The sequence below is a fragment of the Mycolicibacter nonchromogenicus genome (assembly GCF_002101775.1).
Lineage (GTDB): Bacteria > Actinomycetota > Actinomycetes > Mycobacteriales > Mycobacteriaceae > Mycobacterium > Mycobacterium nonchromogenicum.
This window is the reverse complement of the sequence record NZ_LQPI01000063.1, coordinates 28,332-54,031: the sequence shown is the minus strand read 5'-3', so window position 1 is coordinate 54,031 and position 25,700 is coordinate 28,332. Positions and strand designations below refer to the sequence as shown.

The window sequence follows — 25,700 nt, the reverse complement described above, 5'->3', positions numbered from 1 at the left end:
GAGACTTACCATAATTTATTGGTATTGCTGGCCATGCAACCAGCCGCACGGTGTCGCTGTCAAAGTGGCTCCGGAGCGCCCCCCGGTACGCACACGGGCCCCTGCCGCGCAGCAGGGGCCCGTGTGGCCGGATGGCACGTCACCCACCCGAGGCGGGGCGGGTGGCGCCGGTTACAGCGTGACTTCGTTGAGCTTGCCGGTGGCCACGTCGAAGACGAACCCCCGCAGCGAGGTGGTCGCCGTGATGAACGGGCTGGCCTGGACCCGCCGCAGCGACTGCCGGACGTCCTCGACCTCGTCCGGGAACGCCTCAGCCGACCAGGTCGGGCGGATGCCGGTCTCTTCGAGGATGGAACGCTTGAAGTCGTCGTCGGTGAAGGTCAGCATTCCGCAGTCGGTGTGGTGGATCAGGATGATCTCGCGGGTGCCCAACAGCCGCTGGCTGATCGCCAGGGAGCGGATCGCGTCGTCTGAAACGACACCACCTGCGTTGCGGATGGTGTGTGCCTCGCCTTCGTTGAGGCCCAGCAGACGGTAGACGTCCAGGCGAGCGTCCATGCAGGCCACGATCGCGACGTGCTTGCTCGGCGGCATGGGCAACGGACCATTGAACGTCTTCGCGTATTCCGCGTTGTTCGCCAAGTAGTCGTCGGTGACGGTCACTAGTTCTCTCTTTCGTTGTGGAGTAGAGCTGTCGGAGTCGAGCGGAGCTTAATGAAGGACTCCGAAGTTTTCACGGGTAAAAATCAGCGGGGATTCTTTCGCCGGTGTGTCACCCACCGACACGCACGCTCACCGGCACGACGCATCCGGCGCGGGCAGGCGGTAGACCTCTACCCTGTGGGCCATGACGCGGTTTCTGGCCGGGCGGGCGCTGAACTACCTGGTGCTGCTGGGCCTGGCCTCGTTTCTGACGTTCTGCCTGACCTCGTTGGCCTTCGCGCCGCTGGACAGCCTCATGCAGCGCAACCCGAGGCCGCCGCAGGCCGTGATCGACGCCAAAGCCGCCGAACTGGGCTTGGATAAGCCCATTCCGCTGCGTTACGCGCACTGGGCCTCCCACGCGGTGCGCGGCGATTTCGGCGTCACGGTCACCGGCCAGCCGGTTTCGGGAGAACTGGGCCGCCGCGTCGGCGTCAGCCTGCGCCTGCTGGTGGTCGGCTCGCTGGCTGGCACCGTGATCGGCGTGGTGGCCGGCGCCTGGGGTGCGGTACGCCAATACCGGCTCTCGGACCGGGTGATCACCATGGCGGCGCTGCTGGTGCTGTCGGTGCCGACCTTCGTGCTGGCCAATCTGGTGATCCTCAGCGCCCTGCGGGTGAACTGGGCGCTGGGCGCCCAGCTGTTCGACTACACCGGCGAGACCTCCCCCGGGCTGGTCACCGGCTTCTGGCCCGGGTTGGCCGATCGGCTGCAACACCTGGTCTTGCCGTCACTGACGCTGGCACTGGGCGCGGCCGCCAGCTTCAGCCGCTACCAGCGCAACGCGATGCTCGACGTGCTCGGCCAGGACTTCATCCGCACCGCTCGGGCCAAGGGGCTGACGCGACGTCGTGCACTGTTCAAGCACGGTCTGCGCACCGCGCTGATTCCGATGGCGACACTGTTCGCCTACGGGGTGGCCGGCCTGGTCACCGGGGCGGTGTTCGTCGAGAAGATCTTCGGCTGGCACGGCATGGGCGAATGGGTGGTGCAGGGTGTGGCCACCCAGGACACCAATATCGTCGCGGCCATCACGGTGTTCTCCGGCGCGGTGGTACTGCTGGCCGGACTGCTCTCCGACGTCATCTACGCGTTGCTCGACCCGCGGGTGCGGGTGTCATGACCGAGATCGAGTTCGCCTCGCGGCGCACCCTGGTGCTGCGCCGGTTCCTGCGCAGCCGTAGCGCGGTCGCCGCATTGGGACTGCTGGCGGTGATGTTCATCGGCTGCTACACGCTGCCGGGCCTGCTGCCCTACTCCTACACCGATTTGGACTACGACGCGCTGCTGGTTCCGCCGGGCGCTCGACATTGGCTGGGCACTAACGGGTTGGGTCAAGATCTGCTGGCCCAGATCCTGCGCGGCATGCAGAAGTCGATGCTGATCGGGGTGTGCGTGGCGCTGATCTCCACCGTGATCGCCGCGACGGTGGGAGCCATCTCGGGGTATTTCGGCGGATGGCGCGACCGGGTGCTGATGTGGCTGGTCGACCTGCTGCTGGTGGTGCCGGCCTTCATCCTGATCGCGATCATCACTCCGCGCACCAAGAACAGCGGCAACATCGCGCTGCTGGTGCTGCTGCTGGCCGGGTTCAGCTGGATGATCAGCGCCCGCATGGTGCGCGGGCTGACTATGAGCCTGCGAGAGCGTGAATTCATCCGAGCCGCACGGTATATGGGCGTCTCCAGCCGACGCATCATCATCGACCACGTGGTGCCCAACGTGGCGTCCATTCTGATCATCGACACCGCACTCAACGTCGCAATGGCGATCCTCGCTGAAACCGGCTTGAGCTACCTGGGTTTCGGCATCCAACCGCCCGACGTCTCGCTGGGCACCCTGATCGCCGACGGGACCGCGTCAGCCATCACCTTCCCGTGGGTCTTCTTGTTCCCGGCCGGGGTGCTGATCACCATTCTGGTCTGCGCGAACCTCGCCGGGGACGGCCTGCGCGACGCCCTGGACCCCGATGCCGCAACGTTGAGGGGCCGCCGGTGAGCACGCTGCTTGAAGTGTCCGACCTGGCCGTGACATTCGGCTCCGGTCCCGACGCGGTGCGTGCGGTACGCGGCGTCAGCTATCAGGTGGCCGCCGGCGAAGTGGTCGCGATGGTGGGTGAATCGGGCTCGGGGAAATCCGCGGCGGCGATGGCCGTGATGGGACTGCTGCCCGAGCATGCGCAGGTGTCCGGCTCAGTCCGGCTACACGGCACGCAGCTGATCGGGCTGGGCGACACCGCGATGTCGAAGTTCCGCGGCGCCTCGATCGGAATGGTGTTCCAGGACCCGATGTCGGCACTGACGCCGGTGTACACCGTGGGCGATCAGATCGCCGAGGCCATCGAGGTGCATCAGCCCAAGGTGGGCCGCGCCGCGGCGCGCCGGCGCGCGGTCGAGCTGCTGGAGCTGGTCGGGATCAACCAGCCGCAGCAGCGGGCGCGGGCGTTTCCGCACGAGCTTTCCGGCGGCGAGCGGCAACGGGTGGTGATCGCCATCGCCATCGCCTGTGACCCGGACCTGCTCATCTGCGACGAGCCCACCACCGCGCTGGACGTCACGGTGCAGGCCCAGATCCTCGAGGTCCTCAAGACCGCGCGGGACGTGACCGGCGCCGGGGTGCTGATCATCACCCACGACCTCGGGGTGGTCGCCGAATTCGCTGACCGGGCACTGGTGATGTATGCCGGCCGGGTGGTCGAGGCCGCACCGGTCGAGGCCCTCTACGCCGACCGGCGAATGCCCTACACGGTGGGCCTGTTGGGTTCGGTGCCCCGCCTGGACGCCCCGCAGGGTACCCGGTTGGTGCCCATCCCGGGCGCACCGCCGGCATTGACGGCCGGGGTCGATGCCGGGTGTCCCTTCGCCCCGCGCTGCCCGTTGGCCGCGGATGACTGCCTGCTCGCCGAGCCGGACCTGCTTAGCGTCGGGGACAACCATGCGGCGGCATGTATTCACACCGACCAGGTCGTCGGGCGCAGTGCCGCCGACATCTATGGCGTGCGCACCGAAGTCAGCGCTGCGGCCACCGGGGAGGCACCCACCGTCCTGCGGGTGCGCGACCTGGTCAAGACCTATCCGCTGACCAAGGGCGTGCTGCGGCGGCGCGCCGGTGAGGTGCGCGCGGTCTCTCGCGTGAGTTTCGAGTTGCAGCAGGGCCGCACGCTGGGAATCGTCGGCGAATCCGGCTCGGGCAAATCCACCACCTTGCACCAGATCCTGGAACTGGCTGCGCCCCAGGCCGGGTCGATCGAAGTGCTCGGCACCGACGTCGCGACGTTGAAACGCGATGGGCGTCGCGCCCTGCGGCGTGACCTGCAGGTGGTGTTCCAGGATCCGGTCGCTTCACTGGATCCACGGCTGCCGGTCTTCGAGGTGCTGGCAGAACCACTGCGCGCCAATGGGTCCGACAAAGTCGCCATTCATGCTCGGGTCGCCGAACTCTTGGAGCTGGTGGGTCTGCGCCGCGGCGACGCCCTGCGCTACCCCTCGGAGTTCTCCGGCGGGCAGAAGCAGCGGATCGGCATCGCCCGGGCCCTGGCGTTACAGCCGAAGATCCTCGCACTGGACGAGCCGGTGTCCGCTCTCGATGTTTCGATTCAGGCCGGCATCATCAACCTGCTGCTGGATCTGCAACAGCAGTTCGGGCTGTCCTACCTGTTTGTCTCGCATGACCTTTCGGTGGTCAAACACCTGGCGCACCGGGTCGCGGTGATGTTCGCCGGGGAGATCGTCGAACAGGGCGAGGCGGATCAGGTATTCGGCGATCCGCAGCACGACTACACCCGACGCCTGCTGGCAGCGGTGCCACAACCGGTGGTGAACTCATGAGTCCGTTCTCCGCGAGATCGCGCTCACGCAGCAAAAGTGCGAGTGGCCGCCTGCGTCAGCGGAATCTCGCGGCGCTCCTGGCACTGGGCCTGGCGCTGAGCGGGTGCGCGGCAGTCGACATCACCGCGCCAGAGGGCGCCGCCGCGGTCGGGACCGCCAGCGACATCAACCCGCAGGACCCGGCGAAACTGCGTGACGGCGGCAACCTGCGGCTGTCGATGACGCAGTTCCCGCCGAACTTCAACCCGCTGCACATCGACGGCAACCTCGCCGAGAACGCCGCCATGCTCAAGGCCACCATGCCGCGGGCGTTCATCATCGGGCCGGACGGCTCGGCGACAGTGGACACCGACTACTTCACCAGTGTGGAGCTGACCAGCACCAACCCCCAGGTGGTCACCTACACCATCAACCCGAAAGCGGTCTGGAGCGACGGGACGCCGCTCACCTGGAAAGATATCGCCAGCCAGATCCATGCCACCAGCGGCGCCGACAGCAGCTACGCCATCGCGACCACCAACGGCGCCGAGCGCGTCGCCGCGGTGACCCGCGGCGTCGACGACCGGCAGGCCGTGATGCGCTTCGCCAAGCCCTACGCGGAGTGGCGGGGCATGTTCGCGGGCAACTCCATGCTGCTGCCGGCCAGCATGACCTCCGATCCGGAGACCTTCAACAAGGCTCAACTGAGCAGGCCGGGTCCCTCGGCCGGGCCGTTCGTCCTGTCGAGGCTGGACCGCACCAGCCAGCGAATCACCTTGACCCGCAACCCCGCCTGGTGGGGTAAGCGCCCGAAGCTGGACACCATCACCTACCTGGTGCTCGACGAGGCCGCCCGGATGCCGGCGCTGCAGAACCACACCATCGACGCCACCGGGGTGGCCACCCTGGATCAGTTGACGATCGCGCGGCGAACCGAGGGCATCGCCATCCGCCGGGCGCCGACCCCGGCCTGGAGCCACTTCACCTTCAACGGGGCGCCCGGCGCCATCCTGTCCGACAAGGCGCTGCGGCTGGCGGTCATGCGCGGCATCGACCGCTCCACGATCGCCAAGGTGACCCAGCGCGGCCTGACCGCCGACCCGGTGCCGCTGAACAACCACATCTACGTCGCGGGCCAGGAGGGCTACCAGGACAACAGTGCCGTGGTGGCCTACGACCCGGAGCGCGCCGCACGCGAACTCGACGAGCTGGGGTGGCGACTCAACGGGAAGTTCCGCGAGAAAGACGGCCGTCCGCTGGTGATCCGTCACCTGTTCTACGACGCCTCGAGCACCCGCCAGTTCGCCCAGGTCGCCCAGCACAACCTGGCCCAGATCGGGGTCAAGCTTCAGCTGGACGCCAAGGCCGGGGGCGGCTTCTTCACCGACTATGTCAATGTCGGCGACTTTGACATCGCCCAATTCAGTTGGGTCGGTGATGCTTTCCCGCTGGCCGGACTGACCCAGATCTCGGCCTCCTACGGTGAGGCCAACTTCGGCAAGATCGGCAGCCCCGCCATCGATGCCAAGATCGAAGAGACGCTGGAGGCGCTCGACCCCGCGGTGGCGCGAGCCCGGGCCAACGAAGTCGACAGCCTGTTGTGGGCTGAGGGCTTCAGCCTGCCGCTGATTCAGACCACCGGCAACGTCGCGGTGCGCAGTTCGCTGGCGAACTTCGGGGCGCCGGGGCTGGCGGATCTGGACTACACCGTGATCGGGTTCATGAAGGACTGAGGACGCCGCCGGACCCCCGGCACACCGAACGTGTAGGCCCGGCCTCAGGCACTCAGGTCGATGCGGTGGGCATCTGTGATGCTGCCGTAGCGATCCGGGCTGCAGGTCAACACGATCACCTGCCCGTGTGAGCCCACCGCGTCGAACACCGCACCCATCTTCTGCAGCCGATCCGGGTCGGTGAAGCCGAGCGCGTCGTCGATCACCACCGGGACACTGTCCTCCTTGGCCACCAGCGCCGCCCCGGCCAGTCGGGTCAGGATGCCCAGTTGTTCTTTGGCGCCGCCGGACAGCGACTCGTAGGGAACCGTGCGGCCACCTAAGGTGCGGGCGCAGATCTTCAGGTCGGTGTCGACCTCGACTTCGAAATCGTTGCCGAAGACGTGCGCACCCAGCCGCTGGATCTCTGCGCGGAACGGCTCGACGTAACGCCGGCGGGTGTCGTCGCGGTGGCGGAACATCGTGGATCGCAGCAGCGCCGCCGCTCGTGCCCGGCGGCCGACCCGATCATGTTCGGCCGCAGCGTGTGCCCGCGCGATCTGTGCCGCGTCGAGCTGCCCCCGCCGGCCCTGGGTGCCGAACACGGCGAGCTCGACCTCCACCTCGTGCAGTGCGCGGGCGGTCTCGGCGTGCTGAGCCCGCAGATCCTGGGCCGCGGTCTGCGCTGCGGCGAGTTCGGTGTCGATCGCCTCGGGGGCGGCGGCGCCCAGCTGCTGGGACAGCTCGGTCACGCGCTGCTCGGCGGTGCGCAATGCCTGCTCATTAGCGGCGGCGGTAGCAGCCAGCTCGTCATCGCTGACCGTGGCCCGCTGTGCTGCGAGACGCTGGCTGACCGCCTCCAGCTCAGTGCGTTGCGCGGCCACCTTTTCCCGCAACAGCGTCAGCCGCGTGGCGGCCTCCGTGCGCCGCGCGGCGGCTTCCTGGGCGGCTCGGCGCAGGACTTCACAGTCGGCGTCAGCCTGCGCCCGCAACGCCTCGGCCTCGTCGCGCTCGGCGCGGGCCTGCTCCGGGGTCATCCCGGCGGGGATCTCGCCGCACTCCCCGCGCAGTCGCGTCAGCCGGGTGCGCAACTCCTCGACGTCGTCGCCACCGCGCAAGGCGGCCAGGGTGGCGGTCAACTGGTCGCGGCTGCCCTGCAGGTCGCGGCGCCGCTGGTCGGCGTCGCGTGCCTGCGCCAGATCGCACACTCCTGCCGCCGCCAGAGCATCGGCAAGTTCAGTCTGTGCCGCAGCATGTTTGACGCCGGCCTCGCGCGCGGTGTCTCCGGGGCGGACACGTACCCGCAGCAGGCCGGGCACATCGACCTCCAGGCCGTCGGTGACGGTGGCCGACCAGCTCTGACCGCCGGGCAGGGCCGTGGGATCGCCGGCGATCACCAGGTCGACGTCGGCGATCGCGGTGAGCTCCAGGGTCGCCGAGATCGCGGCCAGTGACGCCTCACTGCGATCGCAGGCCGCCGACGCCTCTTCGATCCGGCGCAGCATCGGCTCGGTCACGACGATCTGCGCGAGCTCAGCCGCCACGACGGCGAGCTGGCCTTCGGTGTCATCAAGGCGGGCGAGTCGGTGGGGGAGCCGGTCTGCCTCGTCGCGAGCGGCGAGCTGATCGACGACTCGGCGCGCGCAGGCCGCCCGCTCGGTGGCGACCACCAACGCTTGTGCGGCTTCGGCCGCGGCGGCATCTGCCGCAGCCGTTTCGGTGTCGGCGGCGGCCGCCGCCTCGGCGGCGGCGTCGATCTCGGTGTCCAGCAGGGCGATCGCGGCCGCTCGTGCTTCGAGGTCTTCACGCTGGCGGCGCCGCTCGGCTTGAGCGCTTTCGGTCGCGGCGCTGGTGGCTTTGGCCGCGGTGGCCACCAACTGCGCATCGTGAAGCCTGCCGCGCAACTCTTCGATCGCGGTGCTGGCGGCCTGCGCTGCGTTGAGCCGGGCGTCCGCGGCGGCCTGCTCGTCGGTCAACCCCGCCAACCGCGCGGACAGCTCGGCGTGACGGTGCACCCGGTCGTCCACTTCGGCGAGCAGCTCAGTGCAGCGCGCTACCTCGGCGTCGGCTGCAGCCAGCGCGGCGATGGCCGCCGACCACTCCCCGGTGGGGCGCCCGGTCCCGGTGAAGTAGCGCGCGTACTCGGCCTCGATTCGCTCGATGAGAACGGGCTCGGTTCCGCTGAGAGAGGCGGTGTCGCCGGCCGCGATGTCCAGAGCCCGCGACAGCGCATCGCATCCGGACAAGTCGACCGCCGCGGTCGACGACGCCTGCAGCACCCGCTGGGCCTGCCAGAGACCGGTGTCCATGGTCTCGTCCAGCATGGCGCGGACCCGGTCGTGCGCCTCGTCTCCGGTGAGCTGCTCGCGGCGCGGCTCCAGGATGGTCAGTTGCGTCCGGGGCGCCTTGTGGAAGCGCTTGTGATACACGAAACGGTATGGGCCCGTGCTGATCTCCGCGGTGACCTCAGCTCCGACGTCGGCGTGGGTGGGCTTGACCTGCTTGACGTCCTTCTTGGCTGAACGGTCCTTGGACTCCAGCAACAGGTCCAGCGCCTCGATCATCGAGGATTTGCCGATCTCGTTGGCGCCGCACACCACCACCACGCCGTGGTCGGGGAAGTCGATCTCGCGATGCGCCACACCGCGGTAGTTGGTCAGCACCAACCGGTGCAGTCTCATGCCACTCCCCGATCGACCAAGCGCAGCAGCAGCGCCAGCGCTGCGTGAGCGTCATCGGCGGCACCAGTGTCGTCGCCGCGCGCGGTGGCGACCAGTTCCTCGACCGCATCGGCGGCGAAACCGCCGATTCCGAGGTCGGTGAATTCCCCGTCAGCGGGCACCACCACCAGGTGGGTGTGACGCTTCCAGGTGCCCACCCAGGCGAACAGCCGCGAATACCGGTCCAGGCAGACGTCGAGGGCGGCCCGGTCGGTGACGCTGAGCGAACCGGTCAGGGCCAGCTGAACCACCGTGCGTTCCTTGTCCGGCAGCTGGTCGAGGTTGATGTCCAGGTCGGTGACGTCGCGGCCGGTGTCGAGCTGGCGGTGCAGCGTCATGAACCGCCACCGGCCGACGTGGCGGGAGTCCACGCGAATGGCGCCGTCGGCCTCGTCGATGTCGACCACCAGCACGTGGCCGGGGTCGGATTCGATGTCGTCGAAGTTGGTGACCTCCGGCGATCCGGAATACCAGATACGGCCCGTCTCCCCGACCTGGGTGCGGGAGTGCTTGTCCCCCAGGGCGACGTAGTGGATCACCCCGCGGGACAGGGCGGCCTGCAGGCCGGCCAGCCGAATCAGTGCCGGGTTGCCGGGGTCGGGGTCCAGGGCGTCGACGCCGCCGTGGGCGACCAGGACCCGGATGGTGCCATCGGCAGGCAGGCCGTCAAGCGCAGCCGCGGTCAGGTCGGCGGTGGGACGTTTGGAGCGCCACGGCGCGGCGACGATCTCCAGGCCGGGGCGCACCTGGTGCACGCCGGCGGTGTCGAGCACCATCACGTTGTCGGGGCACTCGGCGGTGAACAACGCGCTGGTGTACACCGACCCCGCGTCGAGCGGATCGTGATTTCCCGGAAGCAGATAGACCGGGATCCCGATGGTGCGCATGGCTTCCAGGGACTGGCTGATGACCTCCGGCGCGAGCTGATTGTCCTCGAATACATCGCCGGCGACGACGACGAATTCCGCACCCGTCTCCTTCGCCAGCGCCCCCAGCCCGGCCACCGCGTCGCGCCGGGCCGCCGAGTACCGCGGCTGGGCGTCGCCGGCCAGAAAGTGCCGGGTCATGCCGAGCTGCCAGTCGGCGGTGTGCACGAATCGCATGTCCGTCCTGTCCCTTTCCGCCGGTCCGTCACTCAGGCATCGCGAGTGTATGGCCGGTCACCGACAAGCTCGCGGACCTCGCTCGGCAGGTCCGCAAGCCCGCGGCACGGTCAGGACTCATGCGTCACATCCGGCACTTCTGCACCGGCAGGGCGGCCCCCTACGCTGGAGCAGGTGACTACTCAGCGCACCCTGATTCTGTTGCGGCACGCCAAGTCGGACTATCCACCCGGGGCAGCCGACCGTGAGCGGCCATTGGCCCCGCGCGGGATCCGGGAGGCCGGGCTGGCCGGGGACTGGCTGCGAGCCCACGCACCGGCCGTGGATGCTGTGCTGTGTTCGACCGCCACCCGCACCCGACAGACCTACGCGCGGACCGCGCTGGCCGCGCCGGTGCGCTATGTCGATGATCTCTACGACGCGACGCCCGGAACCGTGATCGCGACGATCAACACCGTCGGCGACGACGTCGGCACCCTGCTGGTGATCGGTCACGAGCCGGCCATGTCGAGCGTCGCGCTGGGACTGGCCGGACCCGGCACCGACAGCGCCGTAGCGCAACAGGTCTCGGCGAAGTACCCAACCTCGGGTATCGCCGTCCTGCACGTCACCGGCAGCTGGGCGGACGTGGAGCTGGGGTCAGTCGCGCTGGTGGACTTTCACGTGCCGCGGTAGCTGGTCGGTCCGGCGAGACTCAGATCATCGCCCGCAACGCCGGCGGCGGCTCGACCCCCATGACCGTCAGGGCACTGGAGTGATAGATCGTGCCCGGGGTTTGGATGGCATGCCCCAGACCGACGTGGGCATCGCGCCAGAACCGCTGCAGCGGGTTGTTCCGGCGCGCGGCGTTACCCCCGGAGCGGGCGAAGATGGCGTCGGCGGCGGCAACGGCCCGCCAGGCACAGCGAATCTGGTTGCGCCGCACCAGCGAGCGATCTTCGAAGCTGATCTCCTTGCCCGCATCGGCGAGGTCGTACATTCTGCTGATGCCGTCCAGGAGTTGCAGGCGGGAGGCGGCGATCTCAGCGGCGGCCTCCGAGATCGCGTACAGCACATACGGGTCGTCTTTGATCTTGGTGCCGGTGGCGGCCACCCGGTCGCGCTGATAGTCCAGATGCGCGGCCAGTGCACCTTCGGTGATCCCGATGAGCGCGGCCGTGATCCCGAGCGGGAACATCGTCCAGAACGGCAGCTTGTAGAGCGTCTCGGTGCGCCCGGCCGCCTCGGCGGCGCCGGCGCCGGAGGCGACGTGGGCGAAGTCGATGGTGCGGTAGTCCGGGATGAAGGCGCCGTCGACGATGATGTCCTTGCTGCCGGTGCCCGACAGGCCGATGACGTCCCAAGAGTCGTCGACGATGGTGTAGTCGGCGCGCGGCAAGACGACATGCAGCACCTTCGGGGGCACCCCGTCAACGCCACCGACGCGGGCGCCCAGGAAGATCCAGCTGCAGTGATCGGTGCCCGAGGAGAAGTTCCACCGCCCGGTCAACCGATAGCCGCCCTCGACCGGAGTCGCTACGCCTTGCGCGGCATACGGCGACGCGATCCACGTATCGGGATCCTCGGCCCAGATCTCGGCTTGCAGCCGGCGGTCCATCAGCGCCATCTCCCAGGGATGCACTCCCCCGACGCCGCACACCCAGCCGGTGGACCCGCAGTGCTTCGCCACCGCCATGACCGCCTCGGCGAAATCGCGCGGATGGGCCGCGTACCCGCCGAAATCAGTCGGCTGCAGCATCCGCATCACGCCGGCCTGGCGGATCAGAGCCACTGACTCCTCGGAGAGCTTGCCGAGGCGTTCGCTGTCGTCCGCGGTCCCGGCCAACTGGGTGGCGATCTTCTCGACCCGCTCGACAACTTCATGCGCCATGTCGGGCACCTCCTGACTCAGCCGCGCCGACGGGGTGTCGTGCGCTTGGTCTCGGTACCGTACCTCCGATTTGACCATATGGTCAATCCAATTGGTCAAACCATTTGTGCAACCGCCTACAACCTGGCTAACCTGCATCTATGGGCAACCGTGAGGATCTGCTGGAAGGCGCCAAGCGCTGCCTCGTCGAGCGGGGCTGGGCGAATACGACGGTGCGCGACATCGCCGCGGCGGCCGGTGTCAGCCACGCCGCCATCGGCTATCACTTCGGCAGCCGCGAGCGGCTTCTGGTTCAGGCCCTCTTCGAAGAACTCGACGAACTCGACGCCCGCATGTCGCCGGATGGGCAGTCGGCCACGGCGGTGGAGCGGTGGCAGGCGGTACTCGAGTCCTTCACCACCGACAAGGCACTGTGGACCTCGCATCTGGAGGCGATTGTGCAGGCCCAGCGCAATGACGAACTGCGCGTACGCCTGGCCGAAGGCCAGCAACGCGCGCGTTCGGAGATGGGCGGGCCAGTCGCACTGGCGATGGTGCTGGGCCTGATGATCCAGTCACTGATCGACCCCGACAGCGCGCCGACGGCAACGCAGGCCGTTACCGAACTGCGGGAGCTGGCCGGCGGAGGGCATACGGCGCCCTAGCCCCGCGCCCCGGACTCAGGAGTTGGTGGCGAGCGTCAGTTCCATCAGCTTCAGCGCCTGCTCGCACGCGTCGATCCCGGGTGCCTGCGGGTTGACCCACCAGCCGACCACCCCGGCGGCGTCGCTGGCGACCCCGCAGGAGCCGTTCGGGTCGGACGGGCGCATCACGATCGAGGGCACGCCCACGATGGTCTTGTTCTCGATCTGATACTTCAGGAACTCCGCGACCTTGCGTTCGTTGTCCAGACTGCCCTGCTCGAACCAGAACCGGGTGATGTCGATCAGCCCGGCCGGGTTGGCGGCCTGCCAGCGGCAGATGGCGCCGACGAACGTGCTCTGGATGTCCAGCGGGTCCGCGCCCACCGTCTTGGCCAGAATGTCGGTGGTCAGCACCTCGCACTCCTTGAGCAGGTTCGGGTACTGCCGCTCGGAGTTGTTGTTGCGCTTCGTGTCGCCCGCGCCGGCCTTGACGGCGGTGCCGGCCACCTCACGGGAGCAACCCGTCAGGCTGACCAACACTGCCAACACCGCGGCCGCGGTGGCTACAATCCGGCGACTCATTTGGAGTTCGCAATCGACTGGCGCGTCAGCTCTTTGGCGACGTCGCAGGGATCCGGGAACGGCTTCTGAGCGAAGCTCACCGACCACTCGATGAAGTCATCTTTGAATTGGATGCCGACCTCACACAGGTTGTCGCCCATCGTCGGGGCGGTGCCGATCGCGATGAATCCGCTGTGGCCGTCGATGTTGATGTCCTCGACCGAGGTCCGCGACACCTCCTCGGTCTTGCGCTCGCGGCCGATGGGGCTGCCGCGGTACCAGGAGAAGGAGAAGTGCGGGCCCATGATGCCGCCGCGCAGCAGCCACTGGCAGCCCACCGAGTTCTGGGCGGTGCTGACCAGGCCGGACACCCGGGTCAGGTTGGCCATCGTCTCGTCACTGACACCGCCGCACTGCGGGAACGACGGGCCGTGGTTGCTCTGCTCGGCCGTCGGCGACGCGGACTGGCTGCCGCCTTGAGCTTCAGGTGAGTCGGAGTCAGAACAGCCGCCGACCATCGGAATCAGGGCAGCGGCCGCAAGGGCCGGGACCGTCAGTTTGAGCCGCACACGATGCACTGTAGCGGCACCGCTGCCCGTCAACCACGACGGCGCGGTGACCAGTCGGTTTGTGTCGCCCTGTCTCGCCACAGCAACGCCGCGACCGCACGGGTGTGCGACAGTAACCCCATGCTTCTGGCGCTGCTGCGCTGCTACCTCAGGCCTTACCGCCGGCCGATCGCGGCGGTGATGGCACTACAGCTGATCAGCACGCTGGCGTCGCTGTACCTGCCGACCGTCAACGCCACGATCATCGACGAAGGCGTGGTCCGCGGCGACACCGCCATCATCGTCCGGCTGGGCGCGGTGATGCTCGGCGTCACCGGCCTGCAGATGCTGTGCGCCGTCGCCGCGGTCTACTTCGGCGCCCGCACCGGGACCGGGTTCGGACGTGACCTGCGCCGGGCGGTGTTCGCCCAGGTGATCCGGTTCTCCGAGCGTGAGACCACCCGCTTCGGGGCGCCTACCCTGTTGACCCGCACCACCAACGACGTCCGCCAGATCCAGCTGATCGTGCAGCTGGGCGCCACCACGCTGGTCACCGCGCCGATCATGAGCGTCGGCGGGGTGCTGATGGCGGTACACCAGGACGCCGGCCTGGCCTGGCTGCTGGCTGTCAGCGTGCCGGTGCTGGCGCTGGCCAACTACCTGATCGTGTCGCGGATGCTGCCGCTGTTCCGGCGCATGCAGATGCTGATCGACAACATCAACCGGGTGCTGCGCGACCAGCTCACCGGCATCCGGGTGATCCGCGCGTTCGCCCGCGAGCCCTTCGAGCGAGACCGGTTCGCGCAGGCCAACACGGCGCTGTCGGACGCCTCGCTGACTGTCGGGAACCTGCAGGTACTGATGCTGCCCACCACCACGCTGATCATCAACGCCTCCAGCGTCGCGCTGATCTGGTTCGGCGCGCTGCGCATCGACGCCGGACAGATGCAGGTCGGGTCGCTGATCGCGTTCCTGTCCTACTTCATGCAGATCCTGATGGCGGTGCTGATGGCCACCATGGTGCTGGCGATCGTGCCCCGCGCCGCGGTCTGCGCCGAACGGATCACCGCGGTGCTGTCCACCGAACCGACCATCAAACCCCCGACCCAGCCGGTGGTCCCGGCCTCCCGTACCGGCGAGGTCCGGCTGCACGGCGTCGGCTTCCGTTACCCCGGCGCCGACCGCTCGGTGCTGTCCGAGGTGTCCCTGACCGCACGGCCGGGCACCACCACCGCGGTGGTCGGCTCCACCGGATCGGGCAAATCCACCCTGGTCACGCTGCTCTGCAGGCTGCGCGACGTGACCGAGGGCGCCGTGCTCATCGACGGCGTGGACGTGCGCGACCGCGACCCCGAGGAGCTGTGGTCGGGCATCGGTCTGGTGCCGCAACGCGGCTACCTGTTCTCCGGCACGGTCGCCGACAACCTGCGCTACGGCACCGCGTCGGGGGCAACCCTGAGCGACGAGCAGATGTGGGAGGCACTGCGGGTGGCCGCCGCCGACGATTTCGTGGCGGCGCACCCCGATGGGCTGGCGATGCCGGTGGCCCAGGGCGGGATCAACCTGTCCGGCGGACAGCGTCAACGCCTCGCGATCGCCCGGGCGGTGATCCGGCGGCCCTCGATCTATCTGTTCGACGACGCGTTCTCTGCCCTGGACACCCGCACCGACGCCCGGGTGCGCGAGGCCCTGCGTGAGGTGGCCGTCGATGCCACGGTGATCATCGTGGCGCAGCGGATCTCGACCGTCACCCAGGCCGATCAGGTGGTCGTCCTCGACGACGGCCGGGTGGTCGGCACCGGAACCCACCGGGAACTGCTGGCCGACTGCCCCACCTATGCCGAGTTCGCCGAATCTCAGTCGGTGACCGCTGGGGCCGGTGGCCTGTGAGCGCACCCGTGGGCGCCCCGACGACACGGGCCGCGAACTTCTGGCCGACCGCATTGCGTCTGGCCCGCCGGATGGGCCCGCAGCGCCGGCTGGTCGCGGCGGTCATCAGCCTGTCGCTGGGGGGTATCGCGCTCGGTGTGGCCGGGCCGCGGATTCTCGGTCACGCCACCGATCTGGTGTTCAACGGCATCATCGGCCGCAGCCTGCCGGCCGGCATCACCAAGGCGCAGGCCGTCGAACAGGCCCGCGCCGCCGGCCGCGGCACCTACGCCGAGATGCTCTCGCGGATGGACCTGGTTCCCGGCGCCGGGGTCGACTTCGCCGCGGTGGCGCGCACTCTGGCGCTGGCGATGGGCCTGTATCTGATTGCGGCGCTGATGGTCTGGACACAGGCACGGCTGCTCAACGTCATCCTGCAGCGCACTATGCGGGCGCTGCGCCGCGACGTCGAAGACAAACTGCACCGGCTTCCCCTGCGCTATTTCGACACCCAGCGGCGCGGCGAGCTCTTGAGCAGGGTCACCAACGACGTGGACAACACCGCGACATCGGTGTCGATGACGGTCAGTCAACTGTTCTCCTCGGTGCTGACCGTGCTGGTGGTGCTGGCCATGATGCTGTCCATCTCGCCGCTGCTGGCGTTGATCACCGTGGCCGGAGTGCCGGTGACGCTGTTGGCGGTCCGGTCGATCACCCGGCGCTCACAACGACTGTTCGCCGCGCAGTGGGCGGCCACCGGGCGACTCAATGCCCACCTGGAGGAGACCTACAGCGGCTTCACCCTGGTGCGGACGTTCGGCCACCGCGACTGGGCGCAACAGCGGTTCGACGACTGCAACGACGAGTTGTACCGGGCCGGGTTCGGGGCCCAGTTCTTCTCGGGTTTGATCGCCCCGGCGACGGGGCTGATCGCCAACCTCGGCTATGTCGCGGTCGCGGTGATCGGCGGCTTTCAGGTGGCCACCGGGCAGATCACGCTCGGCAGCATTCAGGCGTTCATCGCCTACGTCCGACAGTTCAATCAACCGGTGGGGAATCTGGCCTCGATGTTCAACGCCCTGCAGTCCGGCGCCGCCAGCGCCGAGCGGGTGTTCGCATTCCTCGACGAGCCCGAAGAACCCCCGGCGCCGTCTACCCCGTTGTGGGGCCCGGGTGCGCGCGACGCGGATCCGCGCGGACGGGTGGAGTTTCGTGACGTCAGCTTCGGCTACCGGCCCGGGGTGCCGGTGATCGAGGACCTGTCGCTGAGCGTGGCCGCGGGCAGCACGGTGGCCATCGTCGGCCCGACCGGAGCCGGCAAGACCACCCTGGTCAACCTATTGATGCGGTTCTACGACGTGGACCGCGGGCAGATCCTGATCGACGGTGTCGACATCACCGGTGTGGACCGCTGCGCACTGCGCTCGTCGATCGGCATGGTGCTGCAGGACACCTGGCTGTTCACCGGGACGATCGCCGAGAACATCGGCTACGGCAGGCCCGGCGCCACCGAGGACGAGATCATCGAGGCGGCCCGCGCCGCACACGTCGACGCCTTCGTGCGTGCCCTGCCGGACGGCTATGCGACCCGGGTGAACGATGACGGCGGGGCGATCAGTGCCGGGGAGAAGCAGCTGATCACCATCGCGCGAGCATTCCTGGCCCAGCCGCAGCTGCTTGTCCTCGACGAGGCCACCAGTTCGGTGGACACCCGCACCGAACTGCTGATCCAGCGGGCGATGCGGGAGCTGCGCCGGGGACGCACCAGTTTCGTTATCGCCCACCGGCTTTCGACGATCCGCGACGCGGACGTGATCCTGGTGATGCAGGCCGGCCGAATCGTCGAACAGGGCACCCACACCGACCTGCTGGCCCGCCGCGGGGCCTACTGGGCGATGGCCGAAGGCAGCTGAAGCGGGCGTGAATCAGCCATTGCCCACCAGCCGTGGCGAGCGTAGATTCGAGTGCGAAGCAGGCTCGGACATGACCGTGATCCGAAGAGCTGGACAGAGGGTGAAAGCCAGCCGCGCTGGAAGTGTAGACGCTCCCCTGTCAGTCCGAGCCTGCCCCAATTCCGGTGGCGGACAAGTCCGGAACCACATGAATAGTTGCCCGGCTTCGAGCGACAAGTCGCTACGAGGCGCGTACTGCGCAGCCCCGTGATTCGCTCAAAGCCGGGCAACTTCCTTATCCCCCGGTGGCCGCCCAACCCCCGTGGGATCGCCGATCAGAGCTTCACATGCAGCACATCGGCCAGCGGCCGCCGCGGCGTCGGCGCCGGCGGCTTCTCCAGCGCCGGCGCGCCGCCGACGCGTATCAACACCTGAGGCAGGTCATCGGCGCCGACCACGCCGGCGAGCATCGCCCGACCGGCGGGCACCTCGGTCAGATGCGTTACCGGACACGTCGCCAAGCCCGCCATCGTGCATTCCAGCAACACCGTCGAGAGCGCCTCACCGCAGGCCAGAGCATCGCCCGGCTCATCGCTGGCGGTGGACAGCAGCACGATCCTCGAACGATCGTCGCCCACCTCAAGACGTCGTTCCCGGTTGTGGGTGACCGGGAACGACCGCCCGATATCCACCCGGTCACTTTCGGCAGCCGAGACCAGCGCACTCTCCGGAATCCCGTCGGAAACCTCGAACGGCGCTGTCCACCAGCCGAGTTCAGCATGATACGACGAGTCATACAGGCGCAGCGCCTCGGTGAGCTCGGAAGCCTCGACCAGCTTGGAACGCAACTCGTCGGCCAGCACGCATAACCGCACCGGGCCGGTCACCGCGTCGTACAGCACCGTCTCGATCCGGTCCCAATTGCTCGGCGCCATGAACGGCAGTCGATCGGTGTGGCGCCGCAAGATCGCCCCGGCACGGTAGCGATCCAGATCCGTAACCCGTTCTGCGGCGGTGAATTCGATCGAGGCCAGATGGTCCGGCTGCGCATCCTCCGGGAACCGCTCGATCTCGGCCGTCCAACCGGCGGCAGCCATCGCGACCCGCAGGTGATCCAGCACGGCACCACAGCTGATCAACGCCTCACGTGCCGAGCGGTCGCCGTGCACGGCGCGGGTCGGATCCAGGTACAGGTCCAGCCGGCTGCCGTCGGCCACCCATCGCCACGGCTGGCTGTTGTGCAATGACGGCGCGCGGCACGCCAGCCGCACCGCTTCGGTGAGAACCTCGTGATCCACGGTCGTGTCCACCATCAACCACCTCCAAGGGGGTCTGTCGCCTTCAGGTTCCCAGCCCGCTCCCAGGCGCAACAGGGGCCTTAGTCACTGGTCGGTCTGCGTTGGCCCCCACGTCAGGCGTCGGCGCGGCGCCGGACCCGGAACAGATTCACCTCGCTCTTGATGCCCTTGAGGTGCCGGCCGCCGGCGAACGACCACTGGAAGGCATCGGATTCGGTCAGTGCCACCCGCACCGGCTCAGCGACCAGCACGGTGCCCGGCCGGGCGACCCCGGTGATCCGGCTCGCGGTGTTCACCGGGCTGCCGAACCAGTCCCCGACTCTGCTCACGGCCTCTCCGGAAGCGACACCGGCGCGCAACCGCGGCAGGGTCTGGTCGGCCTGGGCCACCTCGACCAGCCGCAGCACCGCATCTACCAACGGCGCCGGCTCTGGGCAGACGAACATCACCGCGTCGCCGATGGTCTTGATGAACCGCACCGGCGGAACGGCTATCTCACGCCCCAGCACCGTCAGGCGCTCGGCGAGCTGGACCAGCTCGTCGGGCGGCACCATCTCCCCGAGCCGGGTGAAGCCGACCAGGTCGGCGAACGCGACGGCGACCTGACGTGCTCCCGGCAGGGGTGCGCCCGCCAGGCGCTCGCTGGCGGTGACGGCGTCGATGTCGAGCTGATGACGCAGCTGCATCATGAGCATGTCCTGGACGAACGGGCCCAGCATCGGCGCCAGCCCGGCCACCAGATCCCGTGACCGCTGGGCGATCTGCAGTTCGGTGACGCCGGGTTCGCCGATGGCAGACAGCACCGTGAAGCGCATGAATTCCGCGGTGTGCGCCAGCCCGTCCGCCAGCAGCCGGGCGGTCTGCAGGGCCTGCTCGGCGTCGATGCCGGCTTCGATGAAGCGGCGGGCATGTACGGCGATGCTGGCGTCGGCGCGCATCTGGACGGGGGCATCCGGGTCGTCCATCCAGGGCAGTCCGACCGCGCGTTGCAGACGCTGCAGATTCTCCAGGTCGACTCCGGTGGATTCACTGATCTCACGAGCCGAGACGTAGGTGCCGTCGTCGCCGACCAGCCGTCGCGACGCCAGCAGCATCGGCGAGGGGTTCCCGCGGATCTCCTCGGCGGTGATGCCCTGTTCCAGCAACCATTCGATCAGTTCGGCACGCTCGGCACGCGCGGTGCCCTCCAGCCCGGCCAGCAAGTCCTCGATCTCGGGGTCCCCCACACCGCAAACGTATCTCGCGGCAGACTGACGGGGTGGCCGAAGCCTTCGATGCACTGACGCCCGAGCAACTCCGCGCCCGCAACACCATCAAGTGGAATCACTACGGTCCCGATGTGCTGGCGCTGTGGATCGCCGAGATGGACTTCCCCACCGCCCCGGCAATCCTCGACGGGCTGCGGGACTGGGTGGCCAACGAAGAGTTCGGCTATCCGGCACTGGGCTCGGATGCCTTGCCCACCGCACTCGCGCAGTGGTGCCTGCGCCGCTACAACTGGCCCGTTCAGCCGCAATGGGTGCGGGTGGTGCCCGACGTCCTCAAGGGCATGGAGGTGGTGATCGAGTTCCTCACCCGCCCGCAGAGCGCGGTGGTGCTCCCGGTACCGGCCTACATGCCGTTCTTCGACCTGCTGACCGTGACCGGCCGCCAGCGGGTGGAGATCCCGATGACACAGCAGGATTCGGGCCGCTACCTGATAGATCTGGATGCCCTGGAGGCCGCGTTCGCCGCCGGGGCGGGGTCGCTGATCCTGTGCAATCCGAACAACCCGCTGGGCACCGCGTTCACCGCTGAGGAGCTCAGCGCGATCGTGGACATCGCCGCACGCCACGGTGCCCGGGTGATCGCCGACGAGATCCACGCCCCGCTGGTCTACGACCGGCCCCACGTCGCGGCCGCATCGGTGTCGCCGGCAGCAGCCGACACCGTCATCACCCTGATGTCGGCCTCCAAAGGCTGGAACCTGCCCGGCCTGATGTGCGCGCAGGTGATCCTGTCCAACCCGCGTGACGCTGCCGACTGGGATCGCATCAACCTGCTGAACACCATGGGCGCCGCCACCGCCGGTATCAGCGCCAACCTCGCCGCCTACACCCACGGCGGATCGTGGCTGGACGACCTGCTGACCTACCTGCGCGCCAACCGCGATCACCTCAGCCGAACGCTGCCCGCGACGGTGCCGGGCCTGCGGGTCAGCCACCCGGAGGCCACCTACCTGGCCTGGCTCGACTTCCGGGAACTGGGCCTGCCCGCCGAACCGGCCGAGATCCTGCTGGCCAACGCGCGGGTGGCACTGAGTCCGGGCATCCCCTTCGGCGGAGGCCGGGGCTTCGCGAGACTGAACTTCGCGACCACCCGGGCCATCTTGGACCGGGCGATCGAGGCGATGGCCAGGGCGCTGCACTGACGCATTACCGTGGCGGGCATGTCCTGCGTGTTCTGCGCCGTGGTCGCCGGTGACGCGCCGGCGGTGCGGGTTTTCGAAGACGATGAGTACCTGGCGTTTCTCGACATCCGGCCATTCACCCGCGGCCACACCCTGGTGATACCCAAACAGCACTCGGTGGACCTGACCGACACCCCGGCGGCCACCCTGGCCGGCATGGTCACCATCGGTCAGCGGATCGCCCAGGCCGCGCGCGCCTCGGGGCTGCACGCCAACGGCAACAACCTAGTGATCAACGACGGCCGGGCAGCATTTCAGAGCGTGTTCCACATCCACCTGCACGTGGTTCCGCGTCGCGACGGCGACCGGCTTTCTTTCGCCAAAGGGCTGCTGTTACGTCGCGATCCGGACCGCGAGGCCACCGGGACCATCCTGCGGACGGCGCTGGCCGGCAGCGGCAGTTAGCGGGCAGACTCGAGGGCATGGACCGTCTATCCCCAATCGAAAAGCTGGGCGTCCGAGCGCTCGGCCTGCACAACCTGATCTACCAGCAGACCAATGGTTGGATCGGCCACAAATTTCCGGGCCTGCCGCCCAGCCTGCTGTTGCACACCGTGGGTGCCAAGACCGGCCAGGCACGCACCTCGTCGCTGACCTACGCCCGCGACGACGGCACCTACCTGATCGTTGCGTCGATGGGCGGCGCGCCGCGCTCCCCCGCCTGGTACCACAACCTCAAGGCCCACCCGGACGTGGAGATCAACATCGGTCCGAAGCGTCTGCGCGCCACTGCGCAGCCGGTGTTGCCCGACGACCCCGATTACGCCCGATTGTGGCGAATCGTCAACGCCAACAACGCCGATCGTTACGCGAACTACCAGCGCCGAACAACCCGGCCGATCCCGGTCATCAGGCTCACGCCGGCGCCTTCGACTTAGCGAGAATTATTTCTGCGAGTGGTCCGCTGTTCCGCTTTGCTCAGGTATCACTCAGCTAGTACTTTGGGGCGATGAGTCGCCAGCGTGGGCCGCGCAAGTCGAAATCTGCGCGCCGGCGCCTGGCGGGGGCCGGCGCAGCGGTCGGCACGTTCCTTGCGGTGGGACTCACCCCAGCGACGGGACCGGCACGCGCCGACGAGCTGGACTTCGACTGGCTGATCGACCTGTTCACCCCGGTCGCCGGGGTGTCCGCGGAGACCGACCCGTTCGACTCCGCGGCATGGTTTGACCAGCTCTTCTACGAGCCGCTGCACACGTCGATCCAGGCCTGGATCACCAGCCCGCTGGGCGAGCAGATCAACGACGGCATCAACCAGCTGGTCGGGGCCTATGTGATCGGCAACGGCCAGGACGGAACGTTCGAGAACCCCAACGGCGGCGCCGGCGGCCTGTGGTTCGGCGACGGCGGAGACGGCTTCGACCAGCTCGACGCCGGCTTAGCGGGCGGCAACGGCGGGGCGGCCGGAATGTTCGGCGACGGCGGGGCCGGCGGTGACGGCGGCCCCGGCGCTGACGGCGGCATCGGCGGCGCCGGCGGCTGGTTCATGGGCAACGGCGGAGTCGGCGGCGCCGGCGGTATCGGCTTCGACGACGTGGCCGCGGGCATCGGCGGCGCAGGCGGCGACGCCATCGCCTGGCTGTTCGGCAACGGCGGCGAGGGTGGCATCGGCGGAACCGGCGCCACCGGTGCGACCGGGGCGGAAGGCTTCACCGGGGGCGACGGCGGGCTGGGCGGAAACGGCGGCGCCGGCGGAGCCAGCTTCGCCCAGTACGGCGACGGCGGCCGTGGTGGCGCCGGCGGCAGCGGCGGGGCGGGCGGCGCCGGCGGAGCCGGCCTTGACGGAATCGACGCGATCCTCGCGGGCGCAGCCGGCGGTGACGGCGGCGACGGCATGCAGGGCGGTAACGGCGGGGCCGGCGGTCGCGGGGGCAACGGCGGCGCCGGCGGCGCTTCCCTCGGCGACGGCCACGGAGGGGCGGGCGGCGACGGCGGCAACGCCGGCAACGGCGGGACCGGCGGCAACGGCGCGGCCGGGAGCAACGCCGTCACCGCGGGTGCCTCCGGCGGCAACGGCGGCAACGGCATGCAGGGCGGCAAGGGCGGGATCGGCGGCAACGGCGGTGACGGCGGCGCCTCAGCGCACGGCATCGCAGGCCAGCAGGGCGTGGGCGGCAACGGCGGCAACGGCGGCGACGGCGGTGCCCCCGGCGACGGTGGCAGGGGCGGCGACGGCAACGCCGCCAACCCGAACGGGGGCCGGGGAGGCAACGGTGGCCAAGTCGGCATCGGGGGCCTCGGCGGGGCCGGCGGTATCGGCTCCGTCCAGGGCATCGACGGAGTAGCCGGCTCAGTATCGACCGCGCGCGCCGGCAACGGCGGCGCAGGCGGCAACGGCTTCAACGCCGTCACCCCGGGCGCCAACGGCGGCAACGGCGGTGCCGGCGGAACCGGCAGTCTGCACGGCAACGGCGGCGACGGCGGCAAGGGCGGCAACGGCGCGAACGGCGCCAACGGAAACCCCGTCGTCAACAACGGCAACGCCGGTAACGGCGGGAACGGCGGCAAGGGCGGAGCCGGCGGCAACTCGCTCGGTGACGGCAACGGCGGCAAGGGCGGAGCCGGCGGCAACGCCGGCAACGGTGGACGCGGCTCCGACCAGAGCCAACTGCCCCCCAGCGCCACCCTGCCCGGCAGTGGCGGCAACGGCGGCAAGGGCGGGGCCGGCGGCGCAGGCGGCAGCAGCACGACCGCACACGGACCTGGCACCGGCAATGGCGGGGCCGGCGGAGCGGGCGGTGCCGGTGGCAACGGCGGCGGCAACGGCATCGCCACCCTCGACGTGGCGAACAACGTGCAATACGGCAGCGGCGGCGACGGCGGCGCAGGCGGCGTCGGCGGCAACGGCGGGCTCGGCGACACCGGTGCACTCGGCGGCGGCACCGGCTTTGACGGCGGCAACGGTGGCGCCGGCGGCTCCGGCGGTGCGGGCGGTTCGGCGTACGCCGGCAACCCCGCCATCGGCGAACACGGCAGGTTCGGCACCAACGGCAACGGCGGCGCCGGAGCCAACGGCGGTACCGGTGGTGGCGGCGGCACCGGCGGGGCCGGCGTTGACAGCGCCGGCGGAACCGGTGGCAATGGCGGCAATGGTGGTGCGGCCGGCGACGGCGGATCGCCCGGCTCCGGGTTTTACGCGCAGCCGGGGATCAACAGGGCGCCGGTCGGTATCGGCGGGGTCGGTGGAAAGGGCGGCGCCGCTGGAGCGGGCGGGGCCGGCGGCGTCGGGGACACCGGGTTCAACGGCGGCACCGGCGGAAACGGCGGTGTCGGCGGCGCGGGCGGCGACGGCGGCAGTGCGACCGGCACCTACTACGCGCAGGGCTCCAGCGGTGGCAACGGCGGAAACGGCGGCGCCGGTGGCAACGCCGGCGCGGGCGGCGCCGGAGGCGTGGACGCCTTGGCGGGCACCGGCGGCAATGCCGGCGCGGGCGGCCGAGGCGGCGACGGCGGTGACGGCGGCGACAGCACGCTCACCGGGACCAACGTCCACGGCGGGGCGGCCGGCGACGGCGGTAACGGCGGGCGTGCGGGATCGGTGGCGGTCGGCGGCGGCGGTGCCCGCGGCGGTGACGGCGGCGACGGCGGTGACGGCGGCCTCGGCGGAGCGGTAGGCAGCAACGGCGCCAACGGTGCCGGGGGTGACGGCGGTGCCGGTTCCGGCGGTCTGCCCGCCGGCGAGCGGGGCGGCCCCGACGGCCCGGTCAACGTGACCATCCCGCTGTACCTGCAAAGCGGCGGCATCAGCCCGATCGTCTACATCTCGATCAACGGCGGTCCACCGGTGCCGGTGCAGATCGACACCGGCTCCACCGGCCTGACGATTCTGAACAGTGCCGTCGGCAACCCCGGCGGCCTCGGCGACGTGCTGCTGTCGGGCAACGCCAGCTACGCCGGACTGGGCAGCAACAGTTACGCCTACCAGACCTACAGCACCACGGTGGGATTCTGCGACAAGGTGGCCTGCTCGGGAGACCTTGTCACCGACCCCACCGGAGTCAACGTCATCGCCCCCGGGTCGAACGCACTGATGACGCAGTACTTCAACCAATACGGCATCGTCGGCGTCCTGGGCATCGGTCCCAACAACGGCTACGCCGGCACGTCGACCATCATCTCGGCGCTGCCCGGCGCGCTCAACCAGGGTGTGCTCATCGACGAGCAGACCGGCCAGGTGATTTTCGGGCCGAACCCGCTCGACCCCGAGACCTCGGTCTCCGGATCGCCTTACGTGGACACGATGATCTCCATCAACGGCGCTCCCCCGGTGGCCGTCACGACCTCGATCGACTCCGGCGGCATGTACGGCAGCATTCCGCAGTCGCTGATGCCGCAGCTCGGGGTCGGTTCGCAGGTGCCGGCCGGCACGGTGATCTCGGTGTACAACTCCGACGGCAGCGTCCTGCTGTACTCCTACACGACCACCAACAACGGTCCGTACGTCACCTCCGGCGGGGCGGCCAACAGTGGCTACTACCCGTTCTCGGTGAACCCGGTCTACATCGACTACCGGCCCAGCGGCTACGGGGCGACCATCATCAGCCGCTGAC

The 25,700-nt window shown here is 69.3% G+C and carries 20 protein-coding genes; 12 read left to right on the top strand and 8 right to left on the bottom strand.

Annotated features, from left to right (window positions below; all coding sequences use genetic code 11):
• Nucleotides 1–171: 171 nt before the first annotated feature.
• Nucleotides 172–663 carry a beta-class carbonic anhydrase gene (locus tag AWC18_RS17160; RefSeq protein WP_085139511.1) on the bottom strand — a complete coding sequence of 164 codons (492 nt, stop codon included), beginning with the start codon at nt 661–663 and terminating at the stop codon, nt 172–174.
• A gap of 184 nt (nt 664–847) precedes the next feature.
• On the opposite strand from AWC18_RS17160, the gene oppB reads away from it, so the two are divergent.
• From oppB to oppA, 4 genes are read left to right on the top strand one after another with little or no spacing between them, the layout of a single operon-like run.
• Entirely contained in the window at nt 848–1,825 is a 978-nt protein-coding gene (oppB, locus tag AWC18_RS17155) for an oligopeptide ABC transporter permease OppB (RefSeq protein ID WP_085139510.1), read from the top strand.
• On the top strand, nt 1,822–2,700 hold the full coding sequence (gene oppC / locus AWC18_RS17150; protein ID WP_085139509.1) for an oligopeptide ABC transporter permease OppC: 879 nt from the start codon (nt 1,822–1,824) through the stop codon (nt 2,698–2,700). Before oppB ends, oppC begins: the two co-directional genes overlap by 4 nt.
• Nucleotides 2,697–4,529: an oligopeptide ABC transporter ATP-binding protein OppD gene (oppD, locus tag AWC18_RS17145; protein ID WP_085139508.1), complete on the top strand. Its 1,833-nt coding sequence runs from the start codon at nt 2,697–2,699 to the stop codon at nt 4,527–4,529. The genes oppC and oppD overlap by 4 nt, the downstream gene beginning before the upstream one ends.
• Nucleotides 4,526–6,241: an oligopeptide ABC transporter substrate-binding protein OppA gene (gene oppA / locus AWC18_RS17140; RefSeq protein WP_234806568.1), complete on the top strand. Its 1,716-nt coding sequence runs from the start codon at nt 4,526–4,528 to the stop codon at nt 6,239–6,241. Before oppD ends, oppA begins: the two co-directional genes overlap by 4 nt.
• A 44-nt stretch (nt 6,242–6,285) precedes the next feature.
• Here oppA and AWC18_RS17135 read toward each other — a convergent pair whose 3' ends face one another.
• Both AWC18_RS17135 and AWC18_RS17130 read right to left on the bottom strand, forming a co-directional pair.
• Nucleotides 6,286–8,901 carry an AAA family ATPase gene (locus AWC18_RS17135; protein ID WP_085139507.1) on the bottom strand — a complete coding sequence of 872 codons (2,616 nt, stop codon included), beginning with the start codon at nt 8,899–8,901 and terminating at the stop codon, nt 6,286–6,288.
• The gene (locus AWC18_RS17130; protein WP_085139506.1) at nt 8,898–10,043 is read right to left on the bottom strand and encodes a metallophosphoesterase family protein; all 1,146 of its coding nucleotides are present in this window, start codon (nt 10,041–10,043) and stop codon (nt 8,898–8,900) included. The genes AWC18_RS17135 and AWC18_RS17130 overlap by 4 nt, the downstream gene beginning before the upstream one ends.
• A 174-nt stretch (nt 10,044–10,217) precedes the next feature.
• Here AWC18_RS17130 and AWC18_RS17125 point away from each other — a divergent pair, with 174 nt between their 5' ends.
• The gene (locus AWC18_RS17125; RefSeq protein ID WP_085139505.1) at nt 10,218–10,718 is read left to right on the top strand and encodes a SixA phosphatase family protein; all 501 of its coding nucleotides are present in this window, start codon (nt 10,218–10,220) and stop codon (nt 10,716–10,718) included.
• 19 nt (nt 10,719–10,737) lie between these two features.
• Here the strand turns inward: AWC18_RS17125 and AWC18_RS17120 are convergent, their stop codons facing one another.
• Complete coding sequence (locus tag AWC18_RS17120) at nt 10,738–11,913, bottom strand: acyl-CoA dehydrogenase family protein (protein WP_085139525.1); 1,176 nt, start codon at nt 11,911–11,913, stop codon at nt 10,738–10,740.
• Between the two features lie 140 nt (nt 11,914–12,053).
• Between AWC18_RS17120 and AWC18_RS17115 the strand changes: the two genes are divergently transcribed.
• Nucleotides 12,054–12,557 carry a TetR/AcrR family transcriptional regulator gene (locus AWC18_RS17115; RefSeq protein ID WP_085139504.1) on the top strand — a complete coding sequence of 168 codons (504 nt, stop codon included), beginning with the start codon at nt 12,054–12,056 and terminating at the stop codon, nt 12,555–12,557.
• Between the two features lie 15 nt (nt 12,558–12,572).
• Here AWC18_RS17115 and AWC18_RS17110 read toward each other — a convergent pair whose 3' ends face one another.
• Nucleotides 12,573–13,118 carry a DUF3558 domain-containing protein gene (locus tag AWC18_RS17110; protein ID WP_064997725.1) on the bottom strand — a complete coding sequence of 182 codons (546 nt, stop codon included), beginning with the start codon at nt 13,116–13,118 and terminating at the stop codon, nt 12,573–12,575.
• The gene (locus AWC18_RS17105) at nt 13,115–13,615 is read right to left on the bottom strand and encodes a DUF3558 domain-containing protein (protein ID WP_064997734.1); all 501 of its coding nucleotides are present in this window, start codon (nt 13,613–13,615) and stop codon (nt 13,115–13,117) included. Before AWC18_RS17105 ends, AWC18_RS17110 begins: the two co-directional genes overlap by 4 nt.
• Before the next feature lie 171 nt (nt 13,616–13,786).
• Here AWC18_RS17105 and AWC18_RS17100 point away from each other — a divergent pair, with 171 nt between their 5' ends.
• Together AWC18_RS17100 and AWC18_RS17095 are read left to right on the top strand one after the other, a co-directional pair.
• Nucleotides 13,787–15,535: an ABC transporter ATP-binding protein gene (locus tag AWC18_RS17100; RefSeq protein WP_085139503.1), complete on the top strand. Its 1,749-nt coding sequence runs from the start codon at nt 13,787–13,789 to the stop codon at nt 15,533–15,535.
• Nucleotides 15,532–17,427, top strand: coding sequence for an ABC transporter ATP-binding protein (locus AWC18_RS17095; protein ID WP_234806567.1), 1,896 nt, complete (start codon nt 15,532–15,534; stop codon nt 17,425–17,427). The genes AWC18_RS17100 and AWC18_RS17095 overlap by 4 nt, the downstream gene beginning before the upstream one ends.
• A gap of 314 nt (nt 17,428–17,741) precedes the next feature.
• Here AWC18_RS17095 and AWC18_RS17090 read toward each other — a convergent pair whose 3' ends face one another.
• Together AWC18_RS17090 and AWC18_RS17085 are read right to left on the bottom strand one after the other, a co-directional pair.
• Nucleotides 17,742–18,719 carry an Acg family FMN-binding oxidoreductase gene (locus AWC18_RS17090; RefSeq protein WP_085139502.1) on the bottom strand — a complete coding sequence of 326 codons (978 nt, stop codon included), beginning with the start codon at nt 18,717–18,719 and terminating at the stop codon, nt 17,742–17,744.
• 98 nt (nt 18,720–18,817) lie between these two features.
• Entirely contained in the window at nt 18,818–19,930 is a 1,113-nt protein-coding gene (locus tag AWC18_RS17085) for an adenylate/guanylate cyclase domain-containing protein (RefSeq protein WP_085139501.1), read from the bottom strand.
• A 32-nt stretch (nt 19,931–19,962) separates the two neighbouring features.
• Here AWC18_RS17085 and AWC18_RS17080 point away from each other — a divergent pair, with 32 nt between their 5' ends.
• The 4 genes from AWC18_RS17080 (at nt 19,963) to AWC18_RS21505 (ending at nt 25,699) form a co-directional block, all read left to right on the top strand.
• On the top strand, nt 19,963–21,114 hold the full coding sequence (locus AWC18_RS17080; protein ID WP_085139500.1) for a MalY/PatB family protein: 1,152 nt from the start codon (nt 19,963–19,965) through the stop codon (nt 21,112–21,114).
• 18 nt (nt 21,115–21,132) lie between these two features.
• Nucleotides 21,133–21,558 (top strand): HIT family protein, encoded by a 426-nt coding sequence (locus tag AWC18_RS17075; RefSeq protein WP_085139499.1) that lies wholly within the window; start codon nt 21,133–21,135, stop codon nt 21,556–21,558.
• A gap of 17 nt (nt 21,559–21,575) precedes the next feature.
• Nucleotides 21,576–22,031, top strand: coding sequence for a nitroreductase family deazaflavin-dependent oxidoreductase (locus AWC18_RS17070; protein ID WP_085139498.1), 456 nt, complete (start codon nt 21,576–21,578; stop codon nt 22,029–22,031).
• A 71-nt stretch (nt 22,032–22,102) separates the two neighbouring features.
• Nucleotides 22,103–25,699 carry a PecA family PE domain-processing aspartic protease gene (locus tag AWC18_RS21505; protein ID WP_133055006.1) on the top strand — a complete coding sequence of 1,199 codons (3,597 nt, stop codon included), beginning with the start codon at nt 22,103–22,105 and terminating at the stop codon, nt 25,697–25,699.
• Nucleotide 25,700 lies beyond the last annotated feature (1 nt).